The sequence below is a fragment of the Streptococcus macedonicus ACA-DC 198 genome (assembly GCA_000283635.1).
Classification (GTDB): Bacteria; Bacillota; Bacilli; order Lactobacillales; family Streptococcaceae; genus Streptococcus; species Streptococcus macedonicus.
The window spans coordinates 2,064,913-2,088,459 of record HE613569.1; the positions used below are offsets into that span (position 1 = coordinate 2,064,913).

Genomic DNA, 23,547 nt, shown 5'->3' on the forward strand with positions numbered 1-23,547 from the left:
TACCAAAAAAAAGAAAATTTTTCATCTCTCTTTTGCGCTGTTTTCCTTATGATAACTTATTTTTACTGCTTCAAACGTTTTCTTTCAGCTAGTCTCGTGTATTTCTTATTTTTATGTTAAAATAATATGACTAACTAATTTAGGAGAAACTCATGGATACAAAACGTACAATTACTGAGCGCATTCAAAATATTGTTCCAGAATTAGACCAAGAACAAATTATTAATCTACTTGAAATTCCAAAAAATTCTGATATGGGTGACCTTGCTTTTCCTGCTTTCTCATTAGCAAAAATCCTTCGCAAAGCACCCCAAATGATTGCTGCTGATGTTGCCGAAAAAATGGATGCAACTGGCTTTGAAAAAATCGAAGCTGTTGGTCCATACATCAACTTCTTCCTTGACAAGAAAAGCATTTCTGCTGATGTTTTAGGTCAAGTTATTGCACACGGAAGCGACTATGCTAGTCAAAATTTAGGAGAAGGTCGCAACGTTGCTATCGATATGTCAAGTCCAAACATTGCTAAACCATTCTCAATTGGACACCTTCGTTCAACCGTTATCGGTGATAGCCTGGCTAATATTTTTGAAAAACTCGGCTATAAAGCTGTTAAAATCAATCACCTCGGTGACTGGGGTAAACAATTCGGTATGTTGATTGTTGCCTACAAAAAATGGGGTGACGAAGAGGCTGTTAAAGCTCACCCAATCGACGAGCTATTAAAACTTTACATTCGCATCAATGCCGAAGCTGAAACACAACCAGAACTTGACGAAGAAGCTCGCGAATGGTTCCGTAAATTGGAAGGTGGCGACGAAGAAGCTATTTCACTCTGGCAATGGTTCCGTGACGAAAGTCTTGTTGAATTCAACCGTCTTTACGATGAACTTGGTGTTTCTTTTGATAGCTTTAACGGGGAAGCATTCTACAACGATAAAATGGACGAAGTTGTCGATATCTTGACAGAAAAAGGACTTCTTGAAGAATCTCAAGGTGCTCAAGTCGTTAACCTTGAAAAATATGATATCGAACACCCAGCTCTTATCAAAAAATCTGACGGTGCAACACTTTACATCACACGTGACTTGGCTGCCGCTCTTTATCGCAAACGTACTTACGACTTTGCCAAGGCCATTTACGTCGTTGGTAACGAACAATCTGCTCACTTCAAACAATTAAAAGCTGTCCTTAACGAAATGGGATTTGAATGGAATGAAGATATTACTCACGTTCCATTTGGACTTGTTACTAAAGAAGGTAAAAAACTGTCAACTCGTAAAGGTAATGTTATCCTTCTTGAACCAACAATTGCCGAAGCTGTCAAACGCGCTGAAGACCAAATCAATGCTAAAAATCCTAACCTTGCTGACAAGGAAGCAGTCGCTCACGCTGTTGGCGTCGGTGCTATCAAATTCTACGATTTGAAAACAGACCGTTTGAATGGCTATGACTTTGACCTTGATGCTATGGTATCATTTGAAGGTGAAACTGGACCTTACGTACAATATGCACATGCACGTATCCAATCTATTCTTCGTAAAGCTGACTTTACACCATCTATCAACCAAGTTTACAGTCTTGATGATGCTGAAAGCTGGGAAATTGTAAAACTTATCCAAGACTTCCCACGTATCATCAAACGTGCCGCTGACAACTTTGAACCTTCTATTGTTGCAAAATTTGCTATCAATCTAGCCCAAAGCTTCAACAAATACTATGCACACACACGTATCCTTGATGAAAGCCCAGAACGTGATAGCCGCCTAGCACTTAGCTACGCTACTGCAACTGTTCTAAAAGAAGCGCTCCGTCTTCTTGGTGTTGAAGCACCAAACGAAATGTAATTATTTCTTTATAAAAGCAAAAAGAACGAGATTATTTCTCGTTCTTTTTTTCTTGATCTTTTTCTATCAAAATTATAAACTGTAAGCATAATAACAAAGGAGATTTTATTTATGGAAAAAGGAAATCAATTAATGGAAAAACTTAGTAAAGCCTATGCTAGCCTGCCAGATAACGAGCCACTGAAAGCAGATATTTTTGCAGTAGCGCAGGATTTAGAAAAAAATGAAAATGACCAGTTGGCACGTACAAAACTGGCACATGCCATTTCTCAACATTTACTAACACATCATCTCAAAACAGAATCTGAAATCACCGCACTTTACAACGAAGTTGCTGACAGTCCTGAAAAATATAAAGGGAATGCCGCTTTAGCTATCATGCTAGGTAGCCTATTTCACCCCTAACAAAAAAGCCGTGTTAAACGGCTTTTTTCATTTGTCTAAACTCATTTTTTCTGAGCATTTAACCAATCAAAAATGTTATCATAAGCTGTTCCGTCAACTTTTACGGTGCTTGTTCCACCATTAGTTTTATTGCTTGGTGAAAAACCTGAAAGGTCGTCAGCCTCTTTAATATCAGAAACGCTTTGTACACCAGACACCTTATCATTGAAGAAATACGTCCATGACCAATGTCCAAGATAAGAGGTATCTTTCATGTCTGAACCTTCAACGCTTTCATAATATGAGAACCATTTATTCGTTGCTCCGCTATCTACTAAAGCTTTATAGATTGGTAAAGAATAATCGCTTGGATTGACAACCGTATCATTAGCGGCATGGATAAACCAAATCGGAATATCTTTAAGCGCTGCAATTTTATCCTCGTCAAAGTAGGTATCATCTGTTTTGACAAATGCTGTGCCAGACAAGCTTGTATCACTAGGAACAGTTGTATAAGTACCGTCCTCATTACGCTGATATTGATAGTAAGAATAAGCTGCCGCCTGCGGAACAAGCGCTGCAAAATAATCTGGATTATTGATAGCCAAATTAAGCGTCATGTAACCACCATTTGAACCACCAGTTAAATAAATACGGTCTGTATCCACATCTGAATGATTCGAAACGTAATCTTTAATAGTATCCATGAGTACCTATGTGTAGCGAGACACACCTGCCCCCGCTCCATTTGTACCATCACCCTCATCCATCCAATACGTTGGGGTTTGAACCGCTAAAACATAGGCTCCCGTTTGCTTACCTGCTGTAAAATGTGATTGGATACCATCCTTAGCAAGCGCTACAACTTCATTTCCCAACAAAGTAATATTGGTATTACCGCCTTCGCCTTGCCCATATAGCCAGATAATCAAAGGATTTTTCCTTCCATTTTTCAAACTTTCTGGTTCATAAGTAGCATATTGAAGGGTGAGTTCTTCATCTTGATTGGTCAACGGATTCGTATAAGTTCCAGAATAAGACCCACGATTGCTAAATGCTGCTACATCTGTTGAAATGCGATTGTTAATAGCGTTGCTCTCACTGTCAAGTTCGCTTTCTTCGCCGTTTACAGTTACTGTTAACCCTTGAATTGAAACCGTGTAATCATCTACCCATGTATTATGGAAATTTTCCATGTTGTAAAAGAAAGGACTGGCAACACCAGAATTTGATTCGGTGTCAAAAGTAACCGGCATTTGAATAGTGACGTACTTACTATCTTTGGTAACTTTTTTCCATTTTTATCAGATAAATAAACCTTGCTGACTTGGCGTTCTGTACCTGCGGTTGTAACAGTAAGATTTTCTTTTGATACATTAGAGACTTTACTATCTAACTTTACAACAACTTTTGGTACTGCTGGACCAAATTCATACCCCTTTACAACAATTGATGTTTTAGCAATAGTAACATCAGTGTCAGCAGATACAACTTGACTTCCTGCAAACACTCCTAAAAAACTAACAACACTCAAAACGATTCCTGTGAAATTGATTTTTTCATGTCAATCTCTCCTCCTAAATAAAATTACAGATGCTTATATTTTGCGAAAGTACTTTCCACAATGAACACAAGTTCTCCAAAGAATTTCTGACAAAAACAAAAACCTAAATCTAATCAAGAGAAAAATAGAGGAACGATTGGTGCTATTCCTAATTTTCTTGTTAGATTTAGGTTTTGCCTGCTTGACCAGTAACAATCCTTACAAGACTCATCATACCATAAAAAGAATTAAACAAAAAGCGCTTTCAAAATTTTCAATAGCATATCATTAAATTGTCAGACTATAATATCTAAAAAAGAAAAGGTAAATGAAAATTCACCTCTTCTTTTCGTTATTAATTACAATCTATCATAATTTTTTCGTCGAATTTTGAAATCAGATGACACAACCTCATCAACATCAATGATTGAGATAAAAGCATCTGGGTCTAAATCTGCCATAATAGCTTTAACAGCACGGACTTCACCTGGATTTAAGACCACATACAAAATTTTTTTTTCGTTTCCAGAGTAAGCCCCTTGGCCATTCAGATAAGTGACCCCACGATTAATGCCATTAAGAATAGCTTGCGCAGCTTCTTCAGATTTTTGTGTGATAATAATCATGCCACGCAACGTGTAACCACCATTTTGGACAATGGTCAGAACTTGACTGTAAACGAAGCTTGCTACCAACGTGTAAAGCATATGTTGTAAATCAATGTAAACCAGCGACGCTGTAAGAACCACGGCATCGACAAAAAGCAGTGTCTGACCAAGTTTAAAACCGAATTTTTCTTCGATAACGCGTCCGATAATATCTGTTCCGCCCGTTGTAGCGCCGTAACGAAAGACTAATCCACTACCGACACCAGAAAATAAACCAGCAACGACAGCAACCAACATCATATCATTTTCGAGAACAATCTGAATTGGCACACGTTGCCAAAACCAGATAAACCATGACATCAAAACAGTACCATAAATGGTTAGCGCTAGCGATTTTCGTCCAAAAATTCGCGCCCCTAAAATGAACAAAGGAACATTCAAAATAAGTGACGAATAAGCAGGGTTGATTCCGTAAAGAGCATGGGCAATCAAGGTTACACCCGCAACCCCACCTTCAGCAAGAGCATTTGCCATATTAAATTTGACAAAACCGAAAGTATAAATTGCTACACCTATGGCAATTAACACCAAACTTCCTATTTGTCCAAGCTTTTCACGCATCATGTCTCATACCTCCAAAACAAAATTTTCTGCGTCTTGTAAATTATAACGCCATAAACAAAGAAGCTGAGAACTTTCTCAACCTCTTAATCCTCAGCAAAACGTCCAATAATATGAACATTTTCAGTAACTGAAACAAAGGCATTTGGATCAGTTTTTTTCATCAAATACCTAAAGTCGTTATATTCTTCACGAGTAATAATAGCCAGTAAAACCGCTTTTTTCTCATGATTATAAGTTCCTTCAGCATCATTGATTTGTGTCACCCCACGATGTAATTTGGTATGAATCATCGCAATTACCTTTTCAGGCCGATTGGTCACAATGGTGGCTTGCATTTTCTTCTGCTTAGTGAAAATAGCATTTGTCACACGGCTAGAGACAAAGATAGTCACCATAGAATAAAGGGCATATTGCCAACCAAATAAGATGCCGGCAAAAATCATGATAACACCATTGACCATGAGAGAAATACTTCCCACATCACGGCCTGTCTTTTTCCGAATGGTCAAACTAATGATATCAGTACCACCACTTGAAATACGAGATTTTAAACTAAAGCCAACACCAGTCCCCATGACTAAACCACCAAAAATGGCATTAACCAAAGGGTCAGTCGTCAGAGTAATTTCAGGAACAATTTGAATAAAGAAAGAACTCATCGAAACTGTAATGAGTGTAAAAACAGTGAATTTATGTCCGATTTTATACCAAGCTAAAACGAGCAACGGCACATTAATCACATAAAAAACAACTGAAACTGGCAACTTGAAGCCAATTAATCGCTCACTAACTGCCGATAAAACCTGTGCAAAACCTGTTGCACCACTTGAATAAACGTGTCCTGGTTGGAAGAAGAAATTAACCGCGATTGCCGATAGCAAACCATAAAAAAGAGAAGCGGAAACTTTTTCCGCATACTTCTCTCTTGAAATGCTCTGCATTGTCTTTAACAGACCATATCTTTCTGCCCAACGGCTAACAATAAACTTTGTTTTCTTTTTCAAAGATGTTTTCTTAATCATTGTTTTCGATTGCTAAAGCCAATTCATCTAATTGTTTATCTGATACAAGACTTGGTGCTTGTGTCATTGGATCCGCAGCTTTATTATTTTTAGGGAATGCAATGACTTCACGAATGTTATCTTCACCAGCAAGAAGCATAACGAAGCGGTCAAGACCGATAGCAAGTCCACCATGTGGTGGGAAACCGTAGTTCATAGCTTCTAACAAGAAACCAAATTGGTCATTTGCTTCTTCTGCTGTAAAGCCAAGTGCTTTAAACATACGTTCTTGCAATTCTTTTTGATTGATACGCAAACTACCGCCACCAAGTTCATAACCATTAAGAACGATATCGTAAGCAACCGCACGTACTTTAGCAAGGTCACCTTCTAATTCATGAGCGGATTCTTCAGTTGGCAATGTGAATGGGTGGTGAGCAGACATATAACGTCCTTCTTCTTCAGACCATTCAAACATTGGCCAATCAACAACCCAAAGGAAATTAAATTTAGAGTTGTCAACCATGCCAAGTTCTTTAGCGATACGAGTACGAAGAGCACCAAGAGTGTTATTAGCAACTTCAAGAGTATCGGCAACGAAAAGAACCAAATCATTTTCTTCGAGTTGTAAACTTGCCGTCAACTTATCTTCGATGCTTGTTAAGAATTTAGCAACTGGTCCAGTAATCGCACCATCAGTAAATTTAACCCATGCAAGACCTTTGGCACCAAATTGTTTTGCAAATTCTGTTAATTTATCAATGTTTTTACGTGAATATTTATCCGCATTCCCCTTAACAACAATAGCTTTTACAACTGGAGCTTGTGAGAAAACTTTGAAATCAACATCCTTGACAACTTCTGTCAAGTCTTGTAAAAGCATTTCAAAACGAGTATCAGGTTTGTCAGAACCGTAGTTGTTCATTGCATCGTCATAAGACATACGTGGGAATGGCAATGTGACATCGATTCCTTTTGTATCTTTCATGACTTTAGCAATCATTCCTTCAGTGATATCTTGGATATCTTGGTCTGACAAGAATGATGTTTCCATATCGACCTGTGTAAACTCAGGTTGACGATCACCACGCAAATCTTCATCACGGAAACATTTAACGATTTGGTAGTAACGGTCAAAACCAGCATTCATCAACAATTGTTTTGTGATTTGTGGACTTTGTGGCAAAGCGTAAAAGTGACCTTGGCTCACACGACTTGGTACCAAATAGTCACGCGCACCCTCTGGAGTTGATTTTGTCAACATTGGTGTTTCAACATCAATGAATTCTAACTCATCCAAATAGTTACGGATTGAGTGAGTAACTTTTGCACGTAATTTAAAGTTGTTAAGCATTTTTGGACGACGAAGATCCAAATAACGGTAACGTAAACGATTTTCATCACTAACTTCAACATCATCTTTAATTTCAAAAGGTGTTGTTTTAGCCGTATTCAAAACTGTCAATGCTGATACTTTCAATTCAACAGCACCAGTTGGTAAGTTTTTATTTTCTTGTTCACGTTGTGCAACTTCACCAGTAACTTCGATAACAAATTCGTTACGAAGGCTTTCAGCTGTGGTCATAACATCACTTGAAACTTCCTCTGGATTAATGACTAATTGCATGATACCTTCACGGTCACGAAGGTCGATAAAGATAAGCCCACCTAAATCACGACGACGACCAACCCAACCTTTTAAAGTAATTTCTTGGCCGATATGTTCACTACGAACACGACCAGCATACATTGTACGTTTCATTGATATGTTTCTCCGTTTTTTAATTTATTCATTCCCACCTATTATAGCAAAAAGCACGTAAAAACCCCACCCATGCGGGGGGAGTTTTTAAAATTCTTTTCTTACTTAAGCCTTTTCATTAATAATTAAAGTGCCTAAGTATGTATAAAGAAGAAATTTAACACAATTTATTCAACACTTCAGCGAAGTTGTTTGTAATTTCGTCAAAGCTTACGGCCACTTCTTCGCGAGTTTTATTATTTTTCACAGCTACTTGACCTGCTTCAATTTCACTTTCACCTAAAGTGATAATTGTTTTAGCATTAAAGGCATCTGCTGATTTGAATTGCGCTTTGATTTTACGTCCAAGGTAGTCACGTTCTGCTGAGAAACCTTGGTTGCGGATAGCTTGAACAAGTTCCAACGCTTTAAGGTTTGCACCTTGTCCCAAAACAGCAATGTAAACGTCCATTTCTTTTTCAACTGGCAATTCAATACCTTGTTTTTCGAGGATAAGAAGCAAACGTTCAAGACCAAGTCCAAAACCAAAACCTGGTGTTTCTGGTCCGTCAAAGTATTCAACGAGACTGTCATAGCGACCACCAGCACAAATTGTCAATTCAGATTTATCAACAGTTGTGATGAATTCAAAGATAGTGTGGTTATAGTAATCAAGACCACGAACCATGTTTGTATCAATGACATATGGGATATTGAGAGTTTCAAGCATACTACGCACAGCATCAAAATGAGCTTGGCTTTCGTCATCAAGATAATCAAGAATTGATGGTGCGTTTTCAACAGCAATCTTGTCTTCTTTTTCTTTTGAATCAAGGACACGAAGTGGGTTTTCATCTAAACGACGTTGACTGTCTTTTGACAATTGCTCACGCATTGGCGTAAGGTAATCAATCAAAGCTTGACGATATGCCGCACGGCTAGCTGCACTTCCCAAAGTATTCAAATGAAGCGTAACATCTTTAATGCCCAGCGTTTGGAACAATTGGTAAGCCATCGCGATTGTTTCAACGTCTGTGGCAGGATTTACTGAACCGAAGCACTCAACACCAACTTGATGGAATTCACGCAAACGACCAGTTTGTGGACGTTCGTAGCGGAACATTGAGCCGATGTAGTACATCTTAACTGGCTTTTGAACTTCTGGTGCAAATAATTTATTTTCCACAAAAGAACGCACAACAGGAGCTGTACCTTCTGGACGCAAAGTAATATGGCGGTCACCTTTATCGTGGAAATCATACATTTCTTTTGTCACGATGTCCGTTGTGTCACCAACAGAACGGCTGATAACCTCATAATGTTCAAACATTGGTGTACGAATTTCGCTGTAATTGTATTTTTTAAATGTTTCACGCGCAACAGCTTCCACGTATTGCCACTTAGCACTTTCGCTAGGTAAAATATCCTGTGTTCCTTTAGGTTTTTGTAATTTCATTTTCTCATCCTTTGCAACTATATAGTATCTATATATTCTACCATAAATCAGATGTTTTGAAGAGTTAGAGCAGAAAAATTCCCCTAGGATACTAAATCCGTTTTCATTCGCCAGAATTTCTTGAAAAATTGTCAGAATTATGAGAAAATAAAACCACTATTCTATTAAGGAAGAAGGACAGAAGATGAGAGACGATATCAAAATCAATGACCGAGCCGCAGCTATCCAAGAAGAATTAATCAAGAAACTCGAAACAATTTACGATCCAGAGGTCGAGCTTGATGTCTACAATCTCGGGCTCATCTATGAAATCAATCTTGACGAGACTAGCCACTGCAAGATTGTCATGACCTTTACAGACACAGCCTGCGACTGTACCGAGACCGTTCCCATTAAAATCGTTGAGTCCCTGAAGCAAATCGAGGGTATCGAAACCGTCTCTGTTGAAGTCACTTGGTCTCCCGCTTGGAAAATCACGCGCATCAGCCGCTTCGGCCGTATTGCGTTAAGAATTAGTCCTAGATAAGAAGATGCTTAGTTTATCTACATAAAAAAATAGCAAACCCGCTGGAAAAACTAGCGGGTTCTTTTGTTAACTATACAAACTATTTCTTACCTGTTTCTTCTGGTTTCCAGAAGTCGGTAACAGCACCTTTTGCTGCAGAAGATACCATGTGGGCATATTTACCAAGTACACCACGGCTATAAAGCGGTGGAATAGTTGTTTCTGCCTTGCGTTTTTCAAGTTCTTCTTCAGAAACTGCCATGGAAATTTCCTTGGTATCTTGGTCAACCGTGACTATATCGCCTGTACGAAGATAGGCAATCGGACCGCCATCCTGAGCTTCTGGAGCAATGTGTCCGACAACGAGACCGTAGGTACCACCTGAGAAGCGGCCGTCTGTCAGAAGGGCTACCTTGTCTCCCTGCCCTTTCCCTACGATGATAGAAGAAAGCGACAGCATTTCTGGCATACCAGGGCCACCCTTTGGACCAACGTAACGAACTACGACTACATCGCCATCGACTACTTCATCAGCCAGCACTGCATCAATAGCAGCTTCTTCTGAGTCAAAGACCTTGGCTGGTCCGACGTGACGACGAACCTTAACACCAGAAACCTTAGCAACAGCGCCGTCTGGTGCTAGATTCCCATGCAAGATAATCAATGGACCGTCTGCACGTTTCGGATTTTCAAGTGGCATAATGACCTTCTGACCCGGTGTCAGATCTGCAAAGTCAGCCAAGTTTTCAGCGACTGTCTTACCTGTACAAGTGATGCGATCACCGTGCAAGAAGCCATTAGCCAAGAGATATTTCATGACAGCGGGCACCCCGCCGACATTGTATAGGTCTTGGAAGACATACTGACCGGATGGTTTCAAATCCGCCAAATGTGGCACGCGCTCTTGAATAACATTGAAATCATCCAATGTCAACTCCACATTAGCTGCATGGGCCATGGCCAACAAGTGCAGAGTGGCATTGGTTGAACCGCCCAAAGCCATGGTCACAGTGATGGCATCTTCAAAGGCTTCGCGAGTCAGAATGTCAGACGGCTTGAGCCCCATTTCCAGCATCCGAACAACTGCTCGGCCAGCTTCCACGATATCATCTCTCTTATCTTGGGATTCTGCTGGGTGAGAAGAAGAGCCAGGCAAACTCATCCCTAGAACTTCGATAGCAGTCGCCATGGTATTAGCTGTGTACATACCACCACAGCCACCAGGGCCAGGGCAGGCATTACATTCAAGACGTTTCACGTCCTCAGCCGTCATATCACCGTGGTTCCATTTTCCGATGCCCTCAAAAACAGAAACCAAGTCAATGTCTTTGCCATCAATATTTCCAGGCGCAATAGTTCCACCATAAGCGAAAATAGCTGGAATATCCATATTAGCGATGGCAATCATGGAACCAGGCATGTTCTTGTCACAGCCCCCGATAGCGACGAAGGCATCCACATTGTGTCCGCCCATGGCAGCTTCGATGGAGTCTGCGATGATGTCGCGTGAAGTCAGAGAGAAGCGCATACCCGGTGTTCCCATAGCAATCCCGTCTGCTACAGTAATCGTACCAAACTGAACAGGCCAAGCACCCTGGTCCTTCACTCCTTCTTTGGCTAGCTTACCAAAATCATGCAGGTGAATATTACAAGGCGTATTTTCAGCCCAAGTCGAAATCACTCCGACAATCGGAGTCTCAAAGTCCTTGTCCGTCATCCCTGTCGCACGAAGCATGGCGCGGTTAGGGGATTTGACCATACTGTCATAAATCTTACTTCTGTGGCGTGTATCTAGTTTATCTGTCATGTCTTTTCCTTTCATTGCAATCATCTCATTGCAATCATCTTTGTGCTTTATTATACCACACTTAGGCTCTGTTAGACAGAAGAAAATTTTTAAATTTTCAGAATATTTGAATAATAATCCAAAAATAGGTGCATCTGCTAAAAAGCTTTACTCTTGTCAAAAAGAAAATCAAAAAATTCTGTCAAGTAACTTTACTTTACAAAAAAGATATGTTATTATGTTAAAGTTGATTGAAAATCAAGAACAAAAAAATATTATCGGAGGAAATAAAACATGGCAGTACCTGCACGTCACACTTCAAAAGCGAAGAAAAACAAACGTCGTACACACTACAAATTGACTGCTCCATCAGTAAAATTTGACGAAACTACTGGAGATTACTCACGTTCTCACCGTGTATCACTTAAAGGATACTACAAAGGACGTAAAATCGCTAAAGCAGCTAAATAATAGAAGGGAGATACCATGCGCGTAAATATTACACTTGAACACAAAGAATCTGGTGAACGCTTGTACCTTACTTCAAAAAACAAACGTAACACTCCAGACCGTCTTCAATTGAAAAAATACTCACCAAAATTGCGTAAACACGTAATCTTTACTGAAGTTAAATAATTGAGCCAACTAAAAGCCTATGAAACCAATGTTTCTAGGCTTTTTTGCTTGATTAAAATATAGTTTTGTCTGATTGCTTAAGAGGGAGGGATATAAAATAGAGGCTATAGAGGGAGATATGACAAAAACATTTCCCTACGAAGATGAGTCTTTTGATATTGTATTTCACCCCGTATCAAATTGCTATACTGAGAATATGCAACATATTTTCAATGAAGCGCATAGAGTTTTGAAAAAGTGAGGCATTTTTCTCGCAGGATTAAATAATGAAATAAACTATATTGTGGATAAGGATGAAAAAGAAATAGTTTGGAAAATGTCATTCAATCCTTTAAATGGATACTGTCAAACATTTTAGTTGATTTTTTCTAAAAAAAAGCATACAATTACATTAATCTTAGAAAAGAAATCGCTTTATTTTTTCGTTCAATAAGAAATTTTTAGCTGAAAATCAAAATAATAAAATAATAAAATAATTAAAATATTATATTTTTCATAATATTTACTTATTCAATATGATTTAAATAACTTTTCTTTGAGATAGAAAGGAGATAATTATGCTTTGGTCTATTATTGTAGGAGGCCTTATCGGTCTTGTAGCGGGTGGAATCACTAAAAAAGGTGGATCCATGGGTGTGATTGCTAATGTTTTAGCAGGTTTAATTGGTTCTTCAGTTGGACAGGCCCTTCTGGGATCCTGGGGGCCTTCTGTAGCAGGTATGGCTTTACTTCCTTCTATTGCGGGTGCAGTTATTGTTGTTTCCGTAGTGTCGTTTTTCTTAGGAAAAAAAGAATAATATTCTTTTTCAAGAATAAATCATAATCTTGAAGACAGGGCAAGGTTATGATTTGATTTTATTCATGAAAGGATTCAGTATGTCAAAATCTAAGAAAATACTTTCGCTTATATTTTGTATTTTAATCTTGACAATTTTGATTCCTATTTTGCTAGATTACCATAAAGTTAGCGGTTTAGGACTCCAATTAGTTAATTGGGAGAGAATTCCCTTTTTAGGATATTATCTTTCAAGATATCTTTTCTGGGGTACCTTGGTTCTCTCAATTTTAATTTTATTATTTATGCTAGTAATCATCTTTTATCCTAAACAACATTTAGAGATAAAGTTAGAAGATGCAGGTGGTAAGCTAAAACTAAAAAACTCTGCTATTGAAGGATTTGTTCGTAGTGTAGTTAATGAAAATAACTTCATTAAGAATCCTAAAGTTCATGTAATTAGTCAGAAAAATAAATGTTTAGTTTCCGTGGAAGGAGAAATTCTTCCCTCAGATAATATTATTAAAAGAACTCAGTCTATAAAAGATGAAATCGGTAATGGATTGACACAGTTTTTTGGAATGAATCATGGTGTTAAGCTTGATGTTTCTGTAAAAGATTATAAGCCTAAAACACGAACTAAAAAAACTGTGAGTCGTGTGAAGTAAGGAAGTATAAAATGGAATGGTTTAAAAAATACGAGTATCCACTACTGTCTGGATTGGCAAGTGTTATTTTAGCTTGTTGCATCTTGTCCTATGGGTTCTTTAAAACATTGTTTGTTTTAATCTTCGCCGTCTTAGGAGCTGGAGTTGGATTTTATTTACAACAAAAAGGACTATTTAAATAAAAGGAGTTTCATATGTCAAACGAAAAAAATGTAAACACAACAAATAATGTAAACACAACAAATATAGATAAACAAGAACCTACTAAAAAAGTAGATGCAGTAAAAGGAGAATTGACTTACGAAGATGAAGTCATCCAAAAAATCATCGGACTTTCTTTAGAAAAAGTAGACGGCTTGTTGGCTGTAGATGGCGGATTTTTCTCTAATCTAACTAATAAGATTGTAAACACTGACCGTGTTGGCAATGGAGTAAACGTTGAAGTTGGTAAAGAACAAGTAGCTGTTGACTTGGATGTAGTAGTGGAATATCAAAAGAATGTTCCTGACTTGTACAAACACATTAAAGAAGTAGTTGTAGAACAAGTTTCTAAGATCACAGATTTGCAAGTTGTTGAAGTGAACGTGAATGTTGTCGATATTAAAACGAAAGAACAACATGAAGCAGATTCAGTAAGCTTGCAAGATCGTGTAAGTGGTCCAGTTGAAACAACAGGTGAGTTTGCATCTAAACAGTTTGATAATGTTAAAACAGGTTTGGGGAATGGATTCTCAGCAGTTAAAGAAAAAGTTGGCGAAGGCGTAGAAGCTGTAACTGACTCTTCATCAAATGAAAAATCACGTGTTCGTTAATTTGGATATTTAAAAACGTACAAATAAAGACTATGTCTACTGAAGTTAAATAATTGAATACATTAAAAGCCTATGAAATCAACGTTTCTAGGCTTTTAAATTCAGAAATAGCATTTTTGACTGATTGGATATTAAACCAAATCATTTTTATCTCAAAAATTTTGAAAACTTAGTTTCTCCTTGTATAATTAAAGTAACCCAAAGGAGAAACAACATATGATTATTAAAACAGTTACTTTTGAAGTAAAAGCTGCTGCTAAAGATAAATTTGAACAAAAATTCCGCAACGACGCTATCTCGCTCAAAAATTGGAAAACATGTTTAGGAAACGAGGTCTGTATTCAAGATAATTCTGATACAAATAGTGTTTCCTTTACTGCTATTTCACGTTGGGACAACCAAGACGATTTCAAAGCTTGGTTGAAACGTCCTGAACATATCCAACATCACAAAGAGCAACACTTCAGAAAAGAAGATTCACCTATTTTAAAGAGAAGCGTTCAAGAATATATTGTTCTTGAGGATTAATAATCAAAATGCAACCGTTACACACGATTGCATTTTTGATAAGCTGATTTCAGCTGCTGAAAAGTTGTTGTAACGAACAATGTTTGTCACTTGTGTAAACTAAGAGTTATCAAAAACTACTTAACAACAAGATTGACAACTTTGTAAAGGTACTGCTATTATGCTAATCTTTCCTTACACGCTATAATTCTTTTTCGAAGACAATATCACCACGTTCAAAAGGAAATCTTTCTTTATCAACAGGAATCTCAGTAAAACCAAATTTGCGATAAAGATGAACAGCAAATAGACATTTTCGATTGGAAACAATGATAAGTTTTGGCAAATGAAGGGATTCCGCATACTCAATGCACGCCTTTAAACAAGCATTCCCTGCACCGCTGCCAGCAAATTCGCTTTTTGCTGCAAATTTCATGATTTCCCAATCACCATCTTCTCTTGGAGCGACCATACACGATGCCATAACAGCTCCCTCATCATTTAAAGCAAAGAAAATCTGACCACCATTTTCAATATAATGCTCAATATTAGTTAACTCGCGTTCATCTTCTGCTTCTACTGTAAACATTTCAGAAATCCAATCAAGGTTCATTTCCACAAAATCTTTTTTATATTTTTCATCATACGGTACAACTTTCATTCCACTACTCTCCTTGTACTGAATTTTTTCCCAATAATTTAGTAATTAAAGTCATTGCTTCTGCTAATTGTTTCTGCTCTGAATAACTCAATATCGCAACAATATCACCAATTTCTTGATTAGATTTTTCAATAAAATCTCGCGCACGTAATTTTCCTGCATCAGTCAAAAAAGATGATAAGCTCTCCCATCTTCCTTTGACGTTTGACGATAAATATAACCTTTTTTCTCGTGATTTTTCAAAATCCTACTCAAATAGCTTTTATCAATATTCATCTCTTGGGCGATATGTGTTGCTGTACAGCCTTCATTCTCATAAATTTCAAAGAAAATTCCTACTTCCGTCACGGAATACTCAGAATCCAAATAATGATTACCGAGTAAATTTATAAAAGGCATATACATGCCATTAAAGGCACGTATCGCATAAATGGTTTCTATCTGACATTATTCTCTCCTTTTAGTGGACTTTATCAACTATATCTTGAGATTTTTAGTGGATTTTGTCAACTAATTATTGCTATTTAAACTTAATAGACATCGATAGCATTAAAAATACACGTATGAACTCTCCTATATATAAAATTCTTATACATTATGCTTAACTTGCTGCTTATTTTTCTATATTCTATATGTAAAATAATTATATATAAAATTTTTACATATCAAAAAAGGAGTTTTCATGTATTTTCCAACTTCGGCAACTGTTATCGAATTCCTCATTTTGGCCATTGTTGACAAAGACGACTCTTACGGTTATGCTATTAGCCAAACCATTAAGCAAATTGCTAACATAAAAGAATCCACCTTATATCCAATTTTAAAAAAACTGGAAAAAGCGGGCTATTTAACCACTTATCAACAAGCTTACCAAGGACGTAAACGAAAATATTATGCTATCACAGCAGCTGTTAAAGAACAGTTGACCTTTCTCAAAAAAGAATGCCAACGGTACAAAGAAAAAGTCGATGAGATTATTGAAGGGAGTTTAGAGGATGACAAAAGTTGACTATTTAGCAAAGTTAGATAAAATACCTACGTAAGTTACCCAAAGAGGATTACCAAGAAGCTATGGACTACTTTAGGGAATACTTTGAAGAAGCTGGTCCAGAAAATGAAACACAAGTTATCGCCGAACTGGGAACACCAAAAGAAGCGGCGCGAGACATCATTAGTCGTTTGCTTGACGAAAAAATCATCGACCAAGAAAAGAGACCTAAAGGCAGAGTATCTGTGGTTTGGCTTGCTATTTTAGCTATTCTAGCAACGCCTGTTGCACTTCCACTGGCTCTTGTTCTTTTCTTAGCGGTCATCACTATCCTAGCTCTTGGAGTGGCGGCTATCGCTGTTGTTCTTTCCCCTGGGGTTGCCTTCCTGGAATTTACATACTATTTGATAGCTGGTCTTACCTTAACATTTCATTTTCCGCAACTGCTCTTAGTTTTGGTCTAGGACTCTTAGCCCTCGGTTTATCATTACTAACCCTCCTTGCTGCAGGAGCTGTTTGTAAAGTAGTTGGACGTGGCATTGTCAATTTAGCACGAAAGACAGAAAACAAAAGGAGAAAATTAGGAAATCGTGGACAAAGACTATTTTAGAATTGGCGTTAGTTGTAGCTTATTTGTGGTAGCTCTTGTAGGTTATGGTTTCGCAACTGGTGAACTTTCTGATTTAGAAAATAGCACTGATATGGTAGGGAATGTAAACTATCAAAAGGTTAACCTTGACAGTTTCAGTAAAATTGATATTGACAGCACAACATCTGATATCCTCATTTCAAAAGCCGATATTGACAAACCCTTTATTTCTTAATCAGACAATAAAAAAACACCTGTCAACTACGAAGTCAAGGATGACACCCTTACTGTAAAGCAAACAGGAACTCGCACTCATTTAGGGAATGCAAACATTCATTTTCTAAGTTTAAGAGATATTATTGACATTGCTAAAACTGGTATTATCGAAAATTCGCATACAATCGTTATCTCTGTTCCTCAGGATACAGACCTCACTTCAGTCAAAGCTAATCTTAGCTCAGGAGATTTGGACATCAGTCAGCTTTCACTTGATACCGCAACGCTCGAACTTCTGGCTGGAGAACTAACATTGACCAATACAACCCTCAATTCAGGGACAGTAAACATAACCTCTGGGGACGCTGAAATTGAGAACAGCAACTTAGCAAACATCGCCTTTTCTATTACAACAGGTGATATTGATTTAGAAAATAGACAAGCTTCTGACACAACCTTTGAGTTAAGCATGGGAGATTTTTCAGCCAATGCCGCCACCTTCAAAAATGATAACACCATAACAATGACTACTGGTGAGGTTGACATTACTCTTGTCAGCAAAGATTTGAAAGTAGTAATGACAAATCTTCTAGGCGATGCTGATATCACTTCAAACTTAAATCAATCAAGTAAAAACATATTGACAATTGACGGAAACGTTGGTGACATTACAGTTCAATAAAACTTAAAAGGCATCGCAAATGCGATGCCTTTATCATTTTAAAATAACAACGTCAGTAAAGCTAAAATGGCTAAACCACCTTGCTTTAAAATAATTTTACGGTCTGCGGTCAAGCTACCATAAAGGGCAACAAGAACGACATTTGCTAGAAAAACAGTTACTAAAGTAGCATTAGCTGTAAAGATACCGTAAATCAGAAAAACGGCAATCAAGCCATTGTAAACACCTTGATTTTTAAATAAATTACTTACAGACTCACGTTCTAATTCTTCTTGCGATAGTCCAAAAACACGCGCTGTTGCAGGTGATTGTGTTGCAACTGTTTCTAAATACATAATGTAAAAATGTTCCAAAGCAACCAATAATGACAAAATAATAGTAATAAGTGACATAATTTCCTCAATCTAAATAGCAAATTAATTATTTACATCGCTGTAAATATATTGTAAAGAAAGGCTGTCTTAATCAGCATTCTCTAGTTAACTCATTAAGTGTATAAAAGTTCCCTTCATTTTTCAAATAATCTGATTGTAAAAACTGAGAACATCGTTTACATCAAAAAAAGATTGAAGAAATTGTCCAAAATGAACGTTTTCCTCAATCTACTAATCTTAATTTTCTGTTTTTGGTTGTCTGTAAATGATTAGTCCAAGTACCATGAAAGCAACAAGGAACGCTGATAGAACACCAACTTGTGTACCAATTGAACCTGTCATCGAAATGGTTTGACGTAAACCTGTTACAATGTAAGTCATCGGCATGTATGGGTGAATAACTTGGAAGAACTTAGGACTAAGCTCGATTGGATATGAACCACCTGCAGAACCGACTTGAAGTAATAACATAATAAGCGAAAGGAACGAACCGTAACGATTATCCCAACCAACTAGAGCCGTTACAAGAGCCATTAATGTCCAACCACCTAAGATGATGAGGAAGATTGTTCTCCATTCATAGTTAGCCTCAAAACCAAGGAATTGAATAGCACCATACAATACTAATGAACCAACCGTTGAAATCAATCCATTAATAAAGAGTTTTTGTTTTGCCCATTCAAAACGATTTTTCACAGGACGTCCTGACAATGAGTTTGCAAAGATAACGTTCGTTGAAAGGGCAACTACCATAAGTGATACTGCAATCATGTAAGGTGCCATACCAATACCATTTACTTTCACGCTATCATTATCTGTTTTTTTTGTTGATACAGGGTTAGAAACCAATTTAGCATTCTTATTTGTTACAGAAACAAGTGATAATTGGTCACTTGCCTCTGAAAGTGATGATGTCAATGTTGAAATACCACTTGTCAAGGTTGTCAAGCCACTTGTCAACGTATCACTACCAGCAGCTAACTGACTTGAACCAGAAGCTAATGCTTCTGCACCAGATTGCAATTGAGAAGCACCACTTGTTAGCTGAGTATTATTAGCAACCAATTGATTAGCTCCAGAAGCTGCTGTACTAGCACCACTTAGTAACTTATCATTATTAACTGCAAGTTGATTTGCGCCATCAGTTAACTGTGTCACCCCACTTGTTAACTCATCATTATATGAAGCTAATTGTGCTGATCCTGATTGAACTTGAATAAGTCCATTACTTATTTTAGTACTATTTGAAGCAAGTTCATTGCTTCCTGAACTTAACTGACTTGAGGCTTCAAGTAATTTTTCGTTATTATCAACTATTTGGTTAGCGCCATCAGTTAATTGAGCCACCACTGTTGTATAATCAGAAATACCCGAAACTAGGGTTGGAATACCACTCTCTGCAGTTAATCCTTCTTTAAATTGTGTTAATCCATCTACCAATTGTTGGCTACCTGCACTTGCCGTTACCACATTTGCTTTTAAGGCAGCAATGTTATTAAGCAAAGTTGACAGATTCGCTAATTGTGTTGATAAATCTTGAAGTGAAACTAGCTGTGTTTGAATGCTTGAAATTTGAGTTATCAAATTATCTGCTGTCGTTGCACCAGTACTATTAGTAATCGCTGTATCAATTTCAGCTTTGTCTGTATCGCTCAAATTTTGATAAGCTGTTGTTGCTTGCACAGCTGCCAAATCTGAACTATTGATAGATGAAATAGCAGAGCTCATAGCTGATAACTGTTGCCCAAATTGGCTTAAGCTATCAAGATTTATTTGCAGTTGTGAGGCATCAGGTAGAGTTGTATTGTTTAAATCTGTTTGGAGAGTTTGTAAACCATCATTTAAGTTAGTTGCTTCTGCGATTAACTGCTCAAGACTATTGTTACTAGTTGTCTGAAGTTGATTAATACCATCAGTTAATTCCCTAGACTTGGCATCTAATTGAGCTAAACCTGCAGACAACTGACTAACGCCGTTGGTATAATCCGTTAAAGCACTTGTAAAAGCAGTTTGACCTAATGAAATATCAGAGACACCATTTGCATATGCTGTAAAGCCTTGAGTCAATTGAGGCATTACCCCAGCAATTTGACCAACTCCACTTATATAACTTGGGAATTTACTTGATAATTCATTCAAACCTGTCGCCAATTGACCAACTCCACCTGTATATGGCAGCAAACCATCAGATAGAGTATTTAAGCCACTCGCTAAACTTGACACGCCGTTTGTATAGGTTGTCAAGCCACTTGAAAGTGTCGCTGTTCCGTCTGCTAAAGTTTGGCTGCCTGATGCTGCTGTGTTAAGGTTGTCTGTAATAGTTTGACTGCCTGATTCAAGCTGTTGGCTTCCAGAGAGTAGTTCATTACCACCATCACTTGCTTCTTGTAAACCATCTTGTAAACTAGACATGATCTTGAATACAGCTTTTGTATAAGTTTCTGTGATATTTTCAGAAACAGTATCTTTAAGCTTAGTCATCGCAGATTCGCTCATTTTAGAAGCGATAAAACTACGTCCAGCTGTTGTTTGATAATTAATCGTCAATTTTTCAGGGTCATCCGTCAAAAGGCTGGCTGCCTTTTTAGATAAATCTTCTGGCAATGTGATAACCATATAGTAATCACCATTTTCCAGACCCTCTTCTGCTTTTTCTGCGCTAACAAAGTGATAATCTAAGTCTTTATTTTTGGACATACTGTCCACCATATTATCACCGATTGATAGCGTTTGGTCATTTAAAGTTGATGACTCATCTTGATTGACAACTGCTACTGGTAAATTATCAACATTCCCATAAGGATCCCACATAGAACCCAAGAAAGATAAGTTATAAAGTGCTGGAATAAGAGCAACACCAATCATTGTTACCCAAATTTTTGGGCTTTTTATAAGTGCTTTTAATTCTTCTAACATATTCTCTCCTTTTTTGGACATAATGTTCAAAAATTATGATAAAATATATTATACAGAGATATAAAATAATTTCAAGACAAAAGAAGGAGTTTTTGAACACTATGTCTAAAAGTGTTCAAAAAAATTTTATTATGGCAAATGACAATCGCAGAGCTACCACCAAAAAAGCCATTCAAAAAGCTATGGTTACCCTTTTAAAGACAGAAAGTTTTGACGACATTACAACCATCAAAATTGCCAAAGAAGCTGGTATTAGCCGTTCAAGCTTCTACACACATTATAAGGATAAATTTGAATTGATTGATTCCTGTCAACGAACTCTTTTCAATCAAGTTGAATACATTTTTGAAAAACACGAAGGCAATAAAGAACAAGCCTTTTTAGAGATTTTTGAATTTCTAAAACGTGAGCAATTGTTGTCTGCTCTAATTTCGGCAAATGGCACACGAGAATTTCAGGCTTTTATTGTTAATAAAGTACGTATTTTTATCAATACTGATTTTCAAAATCGGTTTGGGCGTGAAGAGCTTTCCCCTGTCGAAAAAGAATACAGTAGTATCTACTTTGCCTACGCCTTTTTTGGTCTCTGCCAATCTTGGATAGCTAATGGTAAAAAAGAATCACCTCACCAGATGACTAACCTCATTCTAAAACTTTTACCACTATCACCATAACCACCCATTCTTAAAGTCGCCTTTTGGCGACTCTGAATGTAGATAAACTTACTTTTAACTCAAAATAAGTTGCAAACAATTATTGTCTCACTGTTCGATTTCAAGATTATTTGCAAACAAAGTGAGCACAAAAACGATACTTCGTTTCTCCTACATTTTGGAAGTTTTGAGAATTCCTTGGATTCCTTTAATAGTCCAATGGACTATTGAACCTGCCGTCGACTCAAACCATCCAGTGGATGGTTTGAGGTCTGAGCCTCGAAATAAAAAAGCGAGAAACCTAAGGGAAGTATCAAAAAGGACTTTTCTATTAAAAAAAAAACAAAAAACCACGGCGAAGACCGTGGTTTTAAATACTTCAATAAACTGAGAATTAAAGCATTTTGTTGTAGTATTCAACGATAAGTGCTTCGTTGATTTCTGGGTTGATTTCGTCGCGTTCTGGAAGACGAGTCAATGAACCTTCAAGTTTTTCAGCGTCAAATGATACGAATGCTGGACGTCCAAGAGTAGCTTCAACAGCTTCAAGGATAGCAGGTACTTTAGCTGATTTTTCGCGAACTGAGATAACTTGACCTGGAGTTACGCGGTATGAAGGGATATCAACACGTTTACCGTCAACAAGGATGTGACCGTGGTTAACGAATTGACGAGCTTGACGACGAGTAGTTGCAAGACCTAAACGGTAAACAACGTTGTCAAGACGACGTTCCAAAAGAACCATAAAGTTGAAACCAAGAGTTCCACCTTTAATCTTAGTAGCTTGTACGAACAAGTTACGGAATTGTTTTTCACCTACACCGTAAGTGAAACGAAGTTTTTGTTTTTCAGCCAATTGCAAACCATATTCAGAAAGTTTGCTACGGTTGTTAGGACCGTGTTGACCTGGCACGTAGTTACGACGTGCTAATTCTTTACCTGTACCTGTAAGAGACAAGCCAAGGCGACGTGATTGTTTCCATGATGGACCTGTATAACGTGACATTAAAAATGTCCTCCTATAAAATAAAAATTTTGTAGGAAATAACAAATTAGAGAATCCTGATTCGTGCAGTTGACTTTCATCTAAACAGCCAAGATTACTTTTCCGACTTCTAGGAGCTTTTCTATAAGAAGAAAAACTGTAGAAGAGCCAACTGTTGACGAGCTTCATACTCTCCTGCTATTATTTCACACAAAGCTTAGTTTAACATAAAAAAAAGGCGTTGTAAAGCCTTTTTATCTACTATTGCTGATAATTCTAATCAAGGATTAATCAAAATAGCGAATCAATGTTTTTTCAGTTAAAATATCTGAATAAGTATATGATTCAACATAAGAATTGTTGATTGCTCCTGGAACATCAGAATTTTCATTGTATTCAACGATAAATAATGAAGGGTAAACTTCAGTCAAACGACCAACTTTATTCTTTTCACGTTTACGACCATTTTCAAGTGTCAATTCAACAAGTTGACCTTCATGGGCTTTAATATCTTCTTTGATTTTTTTCATTTTTGCTACATCTGCAAATGCATCACTCATCTTCTACTTTGCTCCTTAATAAAGTAATTTTAT

At 37.3% G+C, this 23,547-nt stretch carries 26 protein-coding genes and 3 pseudogenes; 16 read left to right on the top strand and 13 right to left on the bottom strand.

Going from position 1 to position 23,547, the window contains the following annotated elements; translation table 11 throughout:
• The first annotated feature begins 152 nt into the window (after window positions 1-152).
• Both argS and SMA_RS10210 read left to right on the top strand, forming a co-directional pair.
• On the top strand, window positions 153-1,844 hold the full coding sequence (gene argS, locus SMA_RS10205) for an arginine--tRNA ligase (RefSeq protein ID WP_014295461.1): 1,692 nt from the start codon (window positions 153-155) through the stop codon (window positions 1,842-1,844).
• 111 nt (window positions 1,845-1,955) lie between these two features.
• Window positions 1,956-2,249 carry a bacteriocin immunity family protein gene (locus SMA_RS10210; protein WP_009855177.1) on the top strand — a complete coding sequence of 98 codons (294 nt, stop codon included), beginning with the start codon at window positions 1,956-1,958 and terminating at the stop codon, window positions 2,247-2,249.
• A gap of 41 nt (window positions 2,250-2,290) precedes the next feature.
• Here SMA_RS10210 and SMA_RS10215 read toward each other — a convergent pair.
• The 5 genes and pseudogenes from SMA_RS10215 to hisS all read right to left on the bottom strand — a co-directional run bounded on the left by SMA_RS10215 (window position 2,291) and on the right by hisS (window position 9,201).
• Window positions 2,291-3,791 (bottom strand): annotated as a pseudogene (locus SMA_RS10215) (carboxylesterase family protein).
• A gap of 339 nt (window positions 3,792-4,130) precedes the next feature.
• A complete protein-coding gene (locus SMA_RS10220; protein WP_014295462.1) occupies window positions 4,131-5,003 on the bottom strand; it encodes a YitT family protein in 873 nt (290 codons plus the stop codon).
• Between the two features lie 83 nt (window positions 5,004-5,086).
• Window positions 5,087-6,025, bottom strand: a complete 939-nt coding sequence (locus SMA_RS10225; protein WP_014295463.1) for a YitT family protein — start codon at window positions 6,023-6,025, stop codon at window positions 5,087-5,089.
• A complete protein-coding gene (gene aspS / locus SMA_RS10230) occupies window positions 6,018-7,766 on the bottom strand; it encodes an aspartate--tRNA ligase (RefSeq protein WP_014295464.1) in 1,749 nt (582 codons plus the stop codon). The genes SMA_RS10225 and aspS overlap by 8 nt, the downstream gene beginning before the upstream one ends.
• Window positions 7,767-7,923: 157 nt before the next feature.
• A complete protein-coding gene (gene hisS, locus SMA_RS10235; RefSeq protein WP_014295465.1) occupies window positions 7,924-9,201 on the bottom strand; it encodes a histidine--tRNA ligase in 1,278 nt (425 codons plus the stop codon).
• A 184-nt stretch (window positions 9,202-9,385) separates the two neighbouring features.
• On the opposite strand from hisS, the gene SMA_RS10240 reads away from it, so the two are divergent.
• Entirely contained in the window at window positions 9,386-9,727 is a 342-nt protein-coding gene (locus tag SMA_RS10240) for a metal-sulfur cluster assembly factor (RefSeq protein WP_014295466.1), read from the top strand.
• A 79-nt stretch (window positions 9,728-9,806) separates the two neighbouring features.
• On the opposite strand, the gene ilvD is transcribed toward SMA_RS10240, so the two are convergent.
• Window positions 9,807-11,528, bottom strand: coding sequence for a dihydroxy-acid dehydratase (gene ilvD, locus SMA_RS10245; RefSeq protein WP_371410742.1), 1,722 nt, complete (start codon window positions 11,526-11,528; stop codon window positions 9,807-9,809).
• A gap of 258 nt (window positions 11,529-11,786) precedes the next feature.
• On the opposite strand from ilvD, the gene rpmF reads away from it, so the two are divergent.
• The 8 genes from rpmF to SMA_RS10280 all read left to right on the top strand — a co-directional run bounded on the left by rpmF (window position 11,787) and on the right by SMA_RS10280 (window position 14,911).
• Complete coding sequence (rpmF, locus tag SMA_RS10250) at window positions 11,787-11,963, top strand: 50S ribosomal protein L32 (RefSeq protein WP_003066947.1); 177 nt, start codon at window positions 11,787-11,789, stop codon at window positions 11,961-11,963.
• Between the two features lie 15 nt (window positions 11,964-11,978).
• Window positions 11,979-12,128, top strand: a complete 150-nt coding sequence (gene rpmG / locus SMA_RS10255) for a 50S ribosomal protein L33 (RefSeq protein ID WP_002262412.1) — start codon at window positions 11,979-11,981, stop codon at window positions 12,126-12,128.
• Between the two features lie 73 nt (window positions 12,129-12,201).
• Window positions 12,202-12,369 (top strand): class I SAM-dependent methyltransferase, encoded by a 168-nt coding sequence (locus SMA_RS12305; protein WP_223246338.1) that lies wholly within the window; start codon window positions 12,202-12,204, stop codon window positions 12,367-12,369.
• A 316-nt stretch (window positions 12,370-12,685) separates the two neighbouring features.
• Window positions 12,686-12,925 carry a GlsB/YeaQ/YmgE family stress response membrane protein gene (locus SMA_RS10260; protein ID WP_014295468.1) on the top strand — a complete coding sequence of 80 codons (240 nt, stop codon included), beginning with the start codon at window positions 12,686-12,688 and terminating at the stop codon, window positions 12,923-12,925.
• Between the two features lie 79 nt (window positions 12,926-13,004).
• Window positions 13,005-13,571: an alkaline shock response membrane anchor protein AmaP gene (amaP, locus tag SMA_RS10265; protein ID WP_014295469.1), complete on the top strand. Its 567-nt coding sequence runs from the start codon at window positions 13,005-13,007 to the stop codon at window positions 13,569-13,571.
• Window positions 13,572-13,582: 11 nt separating this feature from the next.
• The gene (locus SMA_RS11245) at window positions 13,583-13,753 is read left to right on the top strand and encodes a DUF2273 domain-containing protein (protein ID WP_014295470.1); all 171 of its coding nucleotides are present in this window, start codon (window positions 13,583-13,585) and stop codon (window positions 13,751-13,753) included.
• Between the two features lie 12 nt (window positions 13,754-13,765).
• The gene (locus SMA_RS10275) at window positions 13,766-14,383 is read left to right on the top strand and encodes an Asp23/Gls24 family envelope stress response protein (protein ID WP_014295471.1); all 618 of its coding nucleotides are present in this window, start codon (window positions 13,766-13,768) and stop codon (window positions 14,381-14,383) included.
• A 216-nt stretch (window positions 14,384-14,599) separates the two neighbouring features.
• Window positions 14,600-14,911 carry an antibiotic biosynthesis monooxygenase family protein gene (locus tag SMA_RS10280; RefSeq protein ID WP_014295472.1) on the top strand — a complete coding sequence of 104 codons (312 nt, stop codon included), beginning with the start codon at window positions 14,600-14,602 and terminating at the stop codon, window positions 14,909-14,911.
• 181 nt (window positions 14,912-15,092) lie between these two features.
• Here SMA_RS10280 and SMA_RS10285 read toward each other — a convergent pair whose 3' ends face one another.
• The 3 genes from SMA_RS10285 to SMA_RS12315 are packed head-to-tail and all read right to left on the bottom strand — an operon-like array spanning window position 15,093 to window position 15,950.
• Window positions 15,093-15,551 (bottom strand): GNAT family N-acetyltransferase, encoded by a 459-nt coding sequence (locus SMA_RS10285; protein WP_014295473.1) that lies wholly within the window; start codon window positions 15,549-15,551, stop codon window positions 15,093-15,095.
• A gap of 4 nt (window positions 15,552-15,555) precedes the next feature.
• Complete coding sequence (locus tag SMA_RS12310; RefSeq protein WP_014295474.1) at window positions 15,556-15,720, bottom strand: hypothetical protein; 165 nt, start codon at window positions 15,718-15,720, stop codon at window positions 15,556-15,558.
• Entirely contained in the window at window positions 15,717-15,950 is a 234-nt protein-coding gene (locus tag SMA_RS12315; RefSeq protein ID WP_230937551.1) for a MarR family transcriptional regulator, read from the bottom strand. The genes SMA_RS12310 and SMA_RS12315 overlap by 4 nt, the downstream gene beginning before the upstream one ends.
• A 283-nt stretch (window positions 15,951-16,233) precedes the next feature.
• On the opposite strand from SMA_RS12315, the gene SMA_RS10295 reads away from it, so the two are divergent.
• From SMA_RS10295 to SMA_RS10305, 4 genes and pseudogenes are all read left to right on the top strand, one after another.
• Window positions 16,234-16,560, top strand: coding sequence for a PadR family transcriptional regulator (locus tag SMA_RS10295; RefSeq protein ID WP_014295476.1), 327 nt, complete (start codon window positions 16,234-16,236; stop codon window positions 16,558-16,560).
• Window positions 16,547-17,149, top strand: a pseudogene (locus tag SMA_RS10300) (DUF1700 domain-containing protein). The gene SMA_RS10295 and the pseudogene SMA_RS10300 overlap by 14 nt, the downstream one beginning before the upstream one ends.
• On the top strand, window positions 17,130-17,363 hold the full coding sequence (locus tag SMA_RS12320; protein ID WP_195184775.1) for a hypothetical protein: 234 nt from the start codon (window positions 17,130-17,132) through the stop codon (window positions 17,361-17,363). Before SMA_RS10300 ends, SMA_RS12320 begins: the two are co-directional and overlap by 20 nt.
• Window positions 17,364-17,432: 69 nt before the next feature.
• Window positions 17,433-18,026, top strand: a pseudogene (locus tag SMA_RS10305) (DUF4097 family beta strand repeat-containing protein); the annotation flags it as partial.
• A 38-nt stretch (window positions 18,027-18,064) separates the two neighbouring features.
• Here the strand turns inward: SMA_RS10305 and SMA_RS10310 are convergent.
• Together SMA_RS10310 and SMA_RS10315 are read right to left on the bottom strand one after the other, a co-directional pair.
• Window positions 18,065-18,418 carry a DUF1304 domain-containing protein gene (locus SMA_RS10310; protein WP_014295477.1) on the bottom strand — a complete coding sequence of 118 codons (354 nt, stop codon included), beginning with the start codon at window positions 18,416-18,418 and terminating at the stop codon, window positions 18,065-18,067.
• A 219-nt stretch (window positions 18,419-18,637) separates the two neighbouring features.
• On the bottom strand, window positions 18,638-21,316 hold the full coding sequence (locus SMA_RS10315) for a YhgE/Pip domain-containing protein (protein ID WP_014295478.1): 2,679 nt from the start codon (window positions 21,314-21,316) through the stop codon (window positions 18,638-18,640).
• 131 nt (window positions 21,317-21,447) lie between these two features.
• On the opposite strand from SMA_RS10315, the gene SMA_RS10320 reads away from it, so the two are divergent.
• Window positions 21,448-21,990, top strand: a complete 543-nt coding sequence (locus tag SMA_RS10320) for a TetR/AcrR family transcriptional regulator (protein ID WP_039671357.1) — start codon at window positions 21,448-21,450, stop codon at window positions 21,988-21,990.
• A 373-nt stretch (window positions 21,991-22,363) separates the two neighbouring features.
• Here the strand turns inward: SMA_RS10320 and rpsD are convergent, their stop codons facing one another.
• Together rpsD and SMA_RS10335 are read right to left on the bottom strand one after the other, a co-directional pair.
• Window positions 22,364-22,975 (bottom strand): 30S ribosomal protein S4, encoded by a 612-nt coding sequence (gene rpsD / locus SMA_RS10330; RefSeq protein ID WP_014295480.1) that lies wholly within the window; start codon window positions 22,973-22,975, stop codon window positions 22,364-22,366.
• Between the two features lie 266 nt (window positions 22,976-23,241).
• On the bottom strand, window positions 23,242-23,514 hold the full coding sequence (locus SMA_RS10335) for a Veg family protein (RefSeq protein ID WP_003066965.1): 273 nt from the start codon (window positions 23,512-23,514) through the stop codon (window positions 23,242-23,244).
• Window positions 23,515-23,547: the final 33 nt, after the last annotated feature.

Bases quoted from the DNA above. Each gene is read 5' to 3' on its own strand.
- SMA_RS10320 (WP_039671357.1), top strand. From the start codon at position 21,448: ATGGCAAATGACAATCGCAGAGCTACCACCAAAAAAGCCATTCAAAAA.
- SMA_RS11245 (WP_014295470.1), top strand. From the start codon at position 13,583: ATGGAATGGTTTAAAAAATACGAGTATCCACTACTGTCTGGATTGGCA.
- aspS (WP_014295464.1), bottom strand. From the start codon at position 7,766: ATGAAACGTACAATGTATGCTGGTCGTGTTCGTAGTGAACATATCGGC.
- SMA_RS10295 (WP_014295476.1), top strand. From the start codon at position 16,234: ATGTATTTTCCAACTTCGGCAACTGTTATCGAATTCCTCATTTTGGCC.
- SMA_RS10285 (WP_014295473.1), bottom strand. From the start codon at position 15,551: ATGAAAGTTGTACCGTATGATGAAAAATATAAAAAAGATTTTGTGGAA.
- amaP (WP_014295469.1), top strand. From the start codon at position 13,005: ATGTCAAAATCTAAGAAAATACTTTCGCTTATATTTTGTATTTTAATC.
- ilvD (WP_371410742.1), bottom strand. From the start codon at position 11,528: ATGAAAGGAAAAGACATGACAGATAAACTAGATACACGCCACAGAAGT.
- SMA_RS10240 (WP_014295466.1), top strand. From the start codon at position 9,386: ATGAGAGACGATATCAAAATCAATGACCGAGCCGCAGCTATCCAAGAA.
- SMA_RS12315 (WP_230937551.1), bottom strand. From the start codon at position 15,950: ATGCCTTTTATAAATTTACTCGGTAATCATTATTTGGATTCTGAGTAT.
- SMA_RS10315 (WP_014295478.1), bottom strand. From the start codon at position 21,316: ATGTTAGAAGAATTAAAAGCACTTATAAAAAGCCCAAAAATTTGGGTA.
- hisS (WP_014295465.1), bottom strand. From the start codon at position 9,201: ATGAAATTACAAAAACCTAAAGGAACACAGGATATTTTACCTAGCGAA.
- SMA_RS10310 (WP_014295477.1), bottom strand. From the start codon at position 18,418: ATGTCACTTATTACTATTATTTTGTCATTATTGGTTGCTTTGGAACAT.
- rpmF (WP_003066947.1), top strand. From the start codon at position 11,787: ATGGCAGTACCTGCACGTCACACTTCAAAAGCGAAGAAAAACAAACGT.
- SMA_RS10280 (WP_014295472.1), top strand. From the start codon at position 14,600: ATGATTATTAAAACAGTTACTTTTGAAGTAAAAGCTGCTGCTAAAGAT.
- SMA_RS10220 (WP_014295462.1), bottom strand. From the start codon at position 5,003: ATGATGCGTGAAAAGCTTGGACAAATAGGAAGTTTGGTGTTAATTGCC.
- SMA_RS10225 (WP_014295463.1), bottom strand. From the start codon at position 6,025: ATGATTAAGAAAACATCTTTGAAAAAGAAAACAAAGTTTATTGTTAGC.
- SMA_RS10260 (WP_014295468.1), top strand. From the start codon at position 12,686: ATGCTTTGGTCTATTATTGTAGGAGGCCTTATCGGTCTTGTAGCGGGT.
- SMA_RS10210 (WP_009855177.1), top strand. From the start codon at position 1,956: ATGGAAAAAGGAAATCAATTAATGGAAAAACTTAGTAAAGCCTATGCT.
- rpsD (WP_014295480.1), bottom strand. From the start codon at position 22,975: ATGTCACGTTATACAGGTCCATCATGGAAACAATCACGTCGCCTTGGC.
- SMA_RS10335 (WP_003066965.1), bottom strand. From the start codon at position 23,514: ATGAGTGATGCATTTGCAGATGTAGCAAAAATGAAAAAAATCAAAGAA.
- argS (WP_014295461.1), top strand. From the start codon at position 153: ATGGATACAAAACGTACAATTACTGAGCGCATTCAAAATATTGTTCCA.
- rpmG (WP_002262412.1), top strand. From the start codon at position 11,979: ATGCGCGTAAATATTACACTTGAACACAAAGAATCTGGTGAACGCTTG.
- SMA_RS10275 (WP_014295471.1), top strand. From the start codon at position 13,766: ATGTCAAACGAAAAAAATGTAAACACAACAAATAATGTAAACACAACA.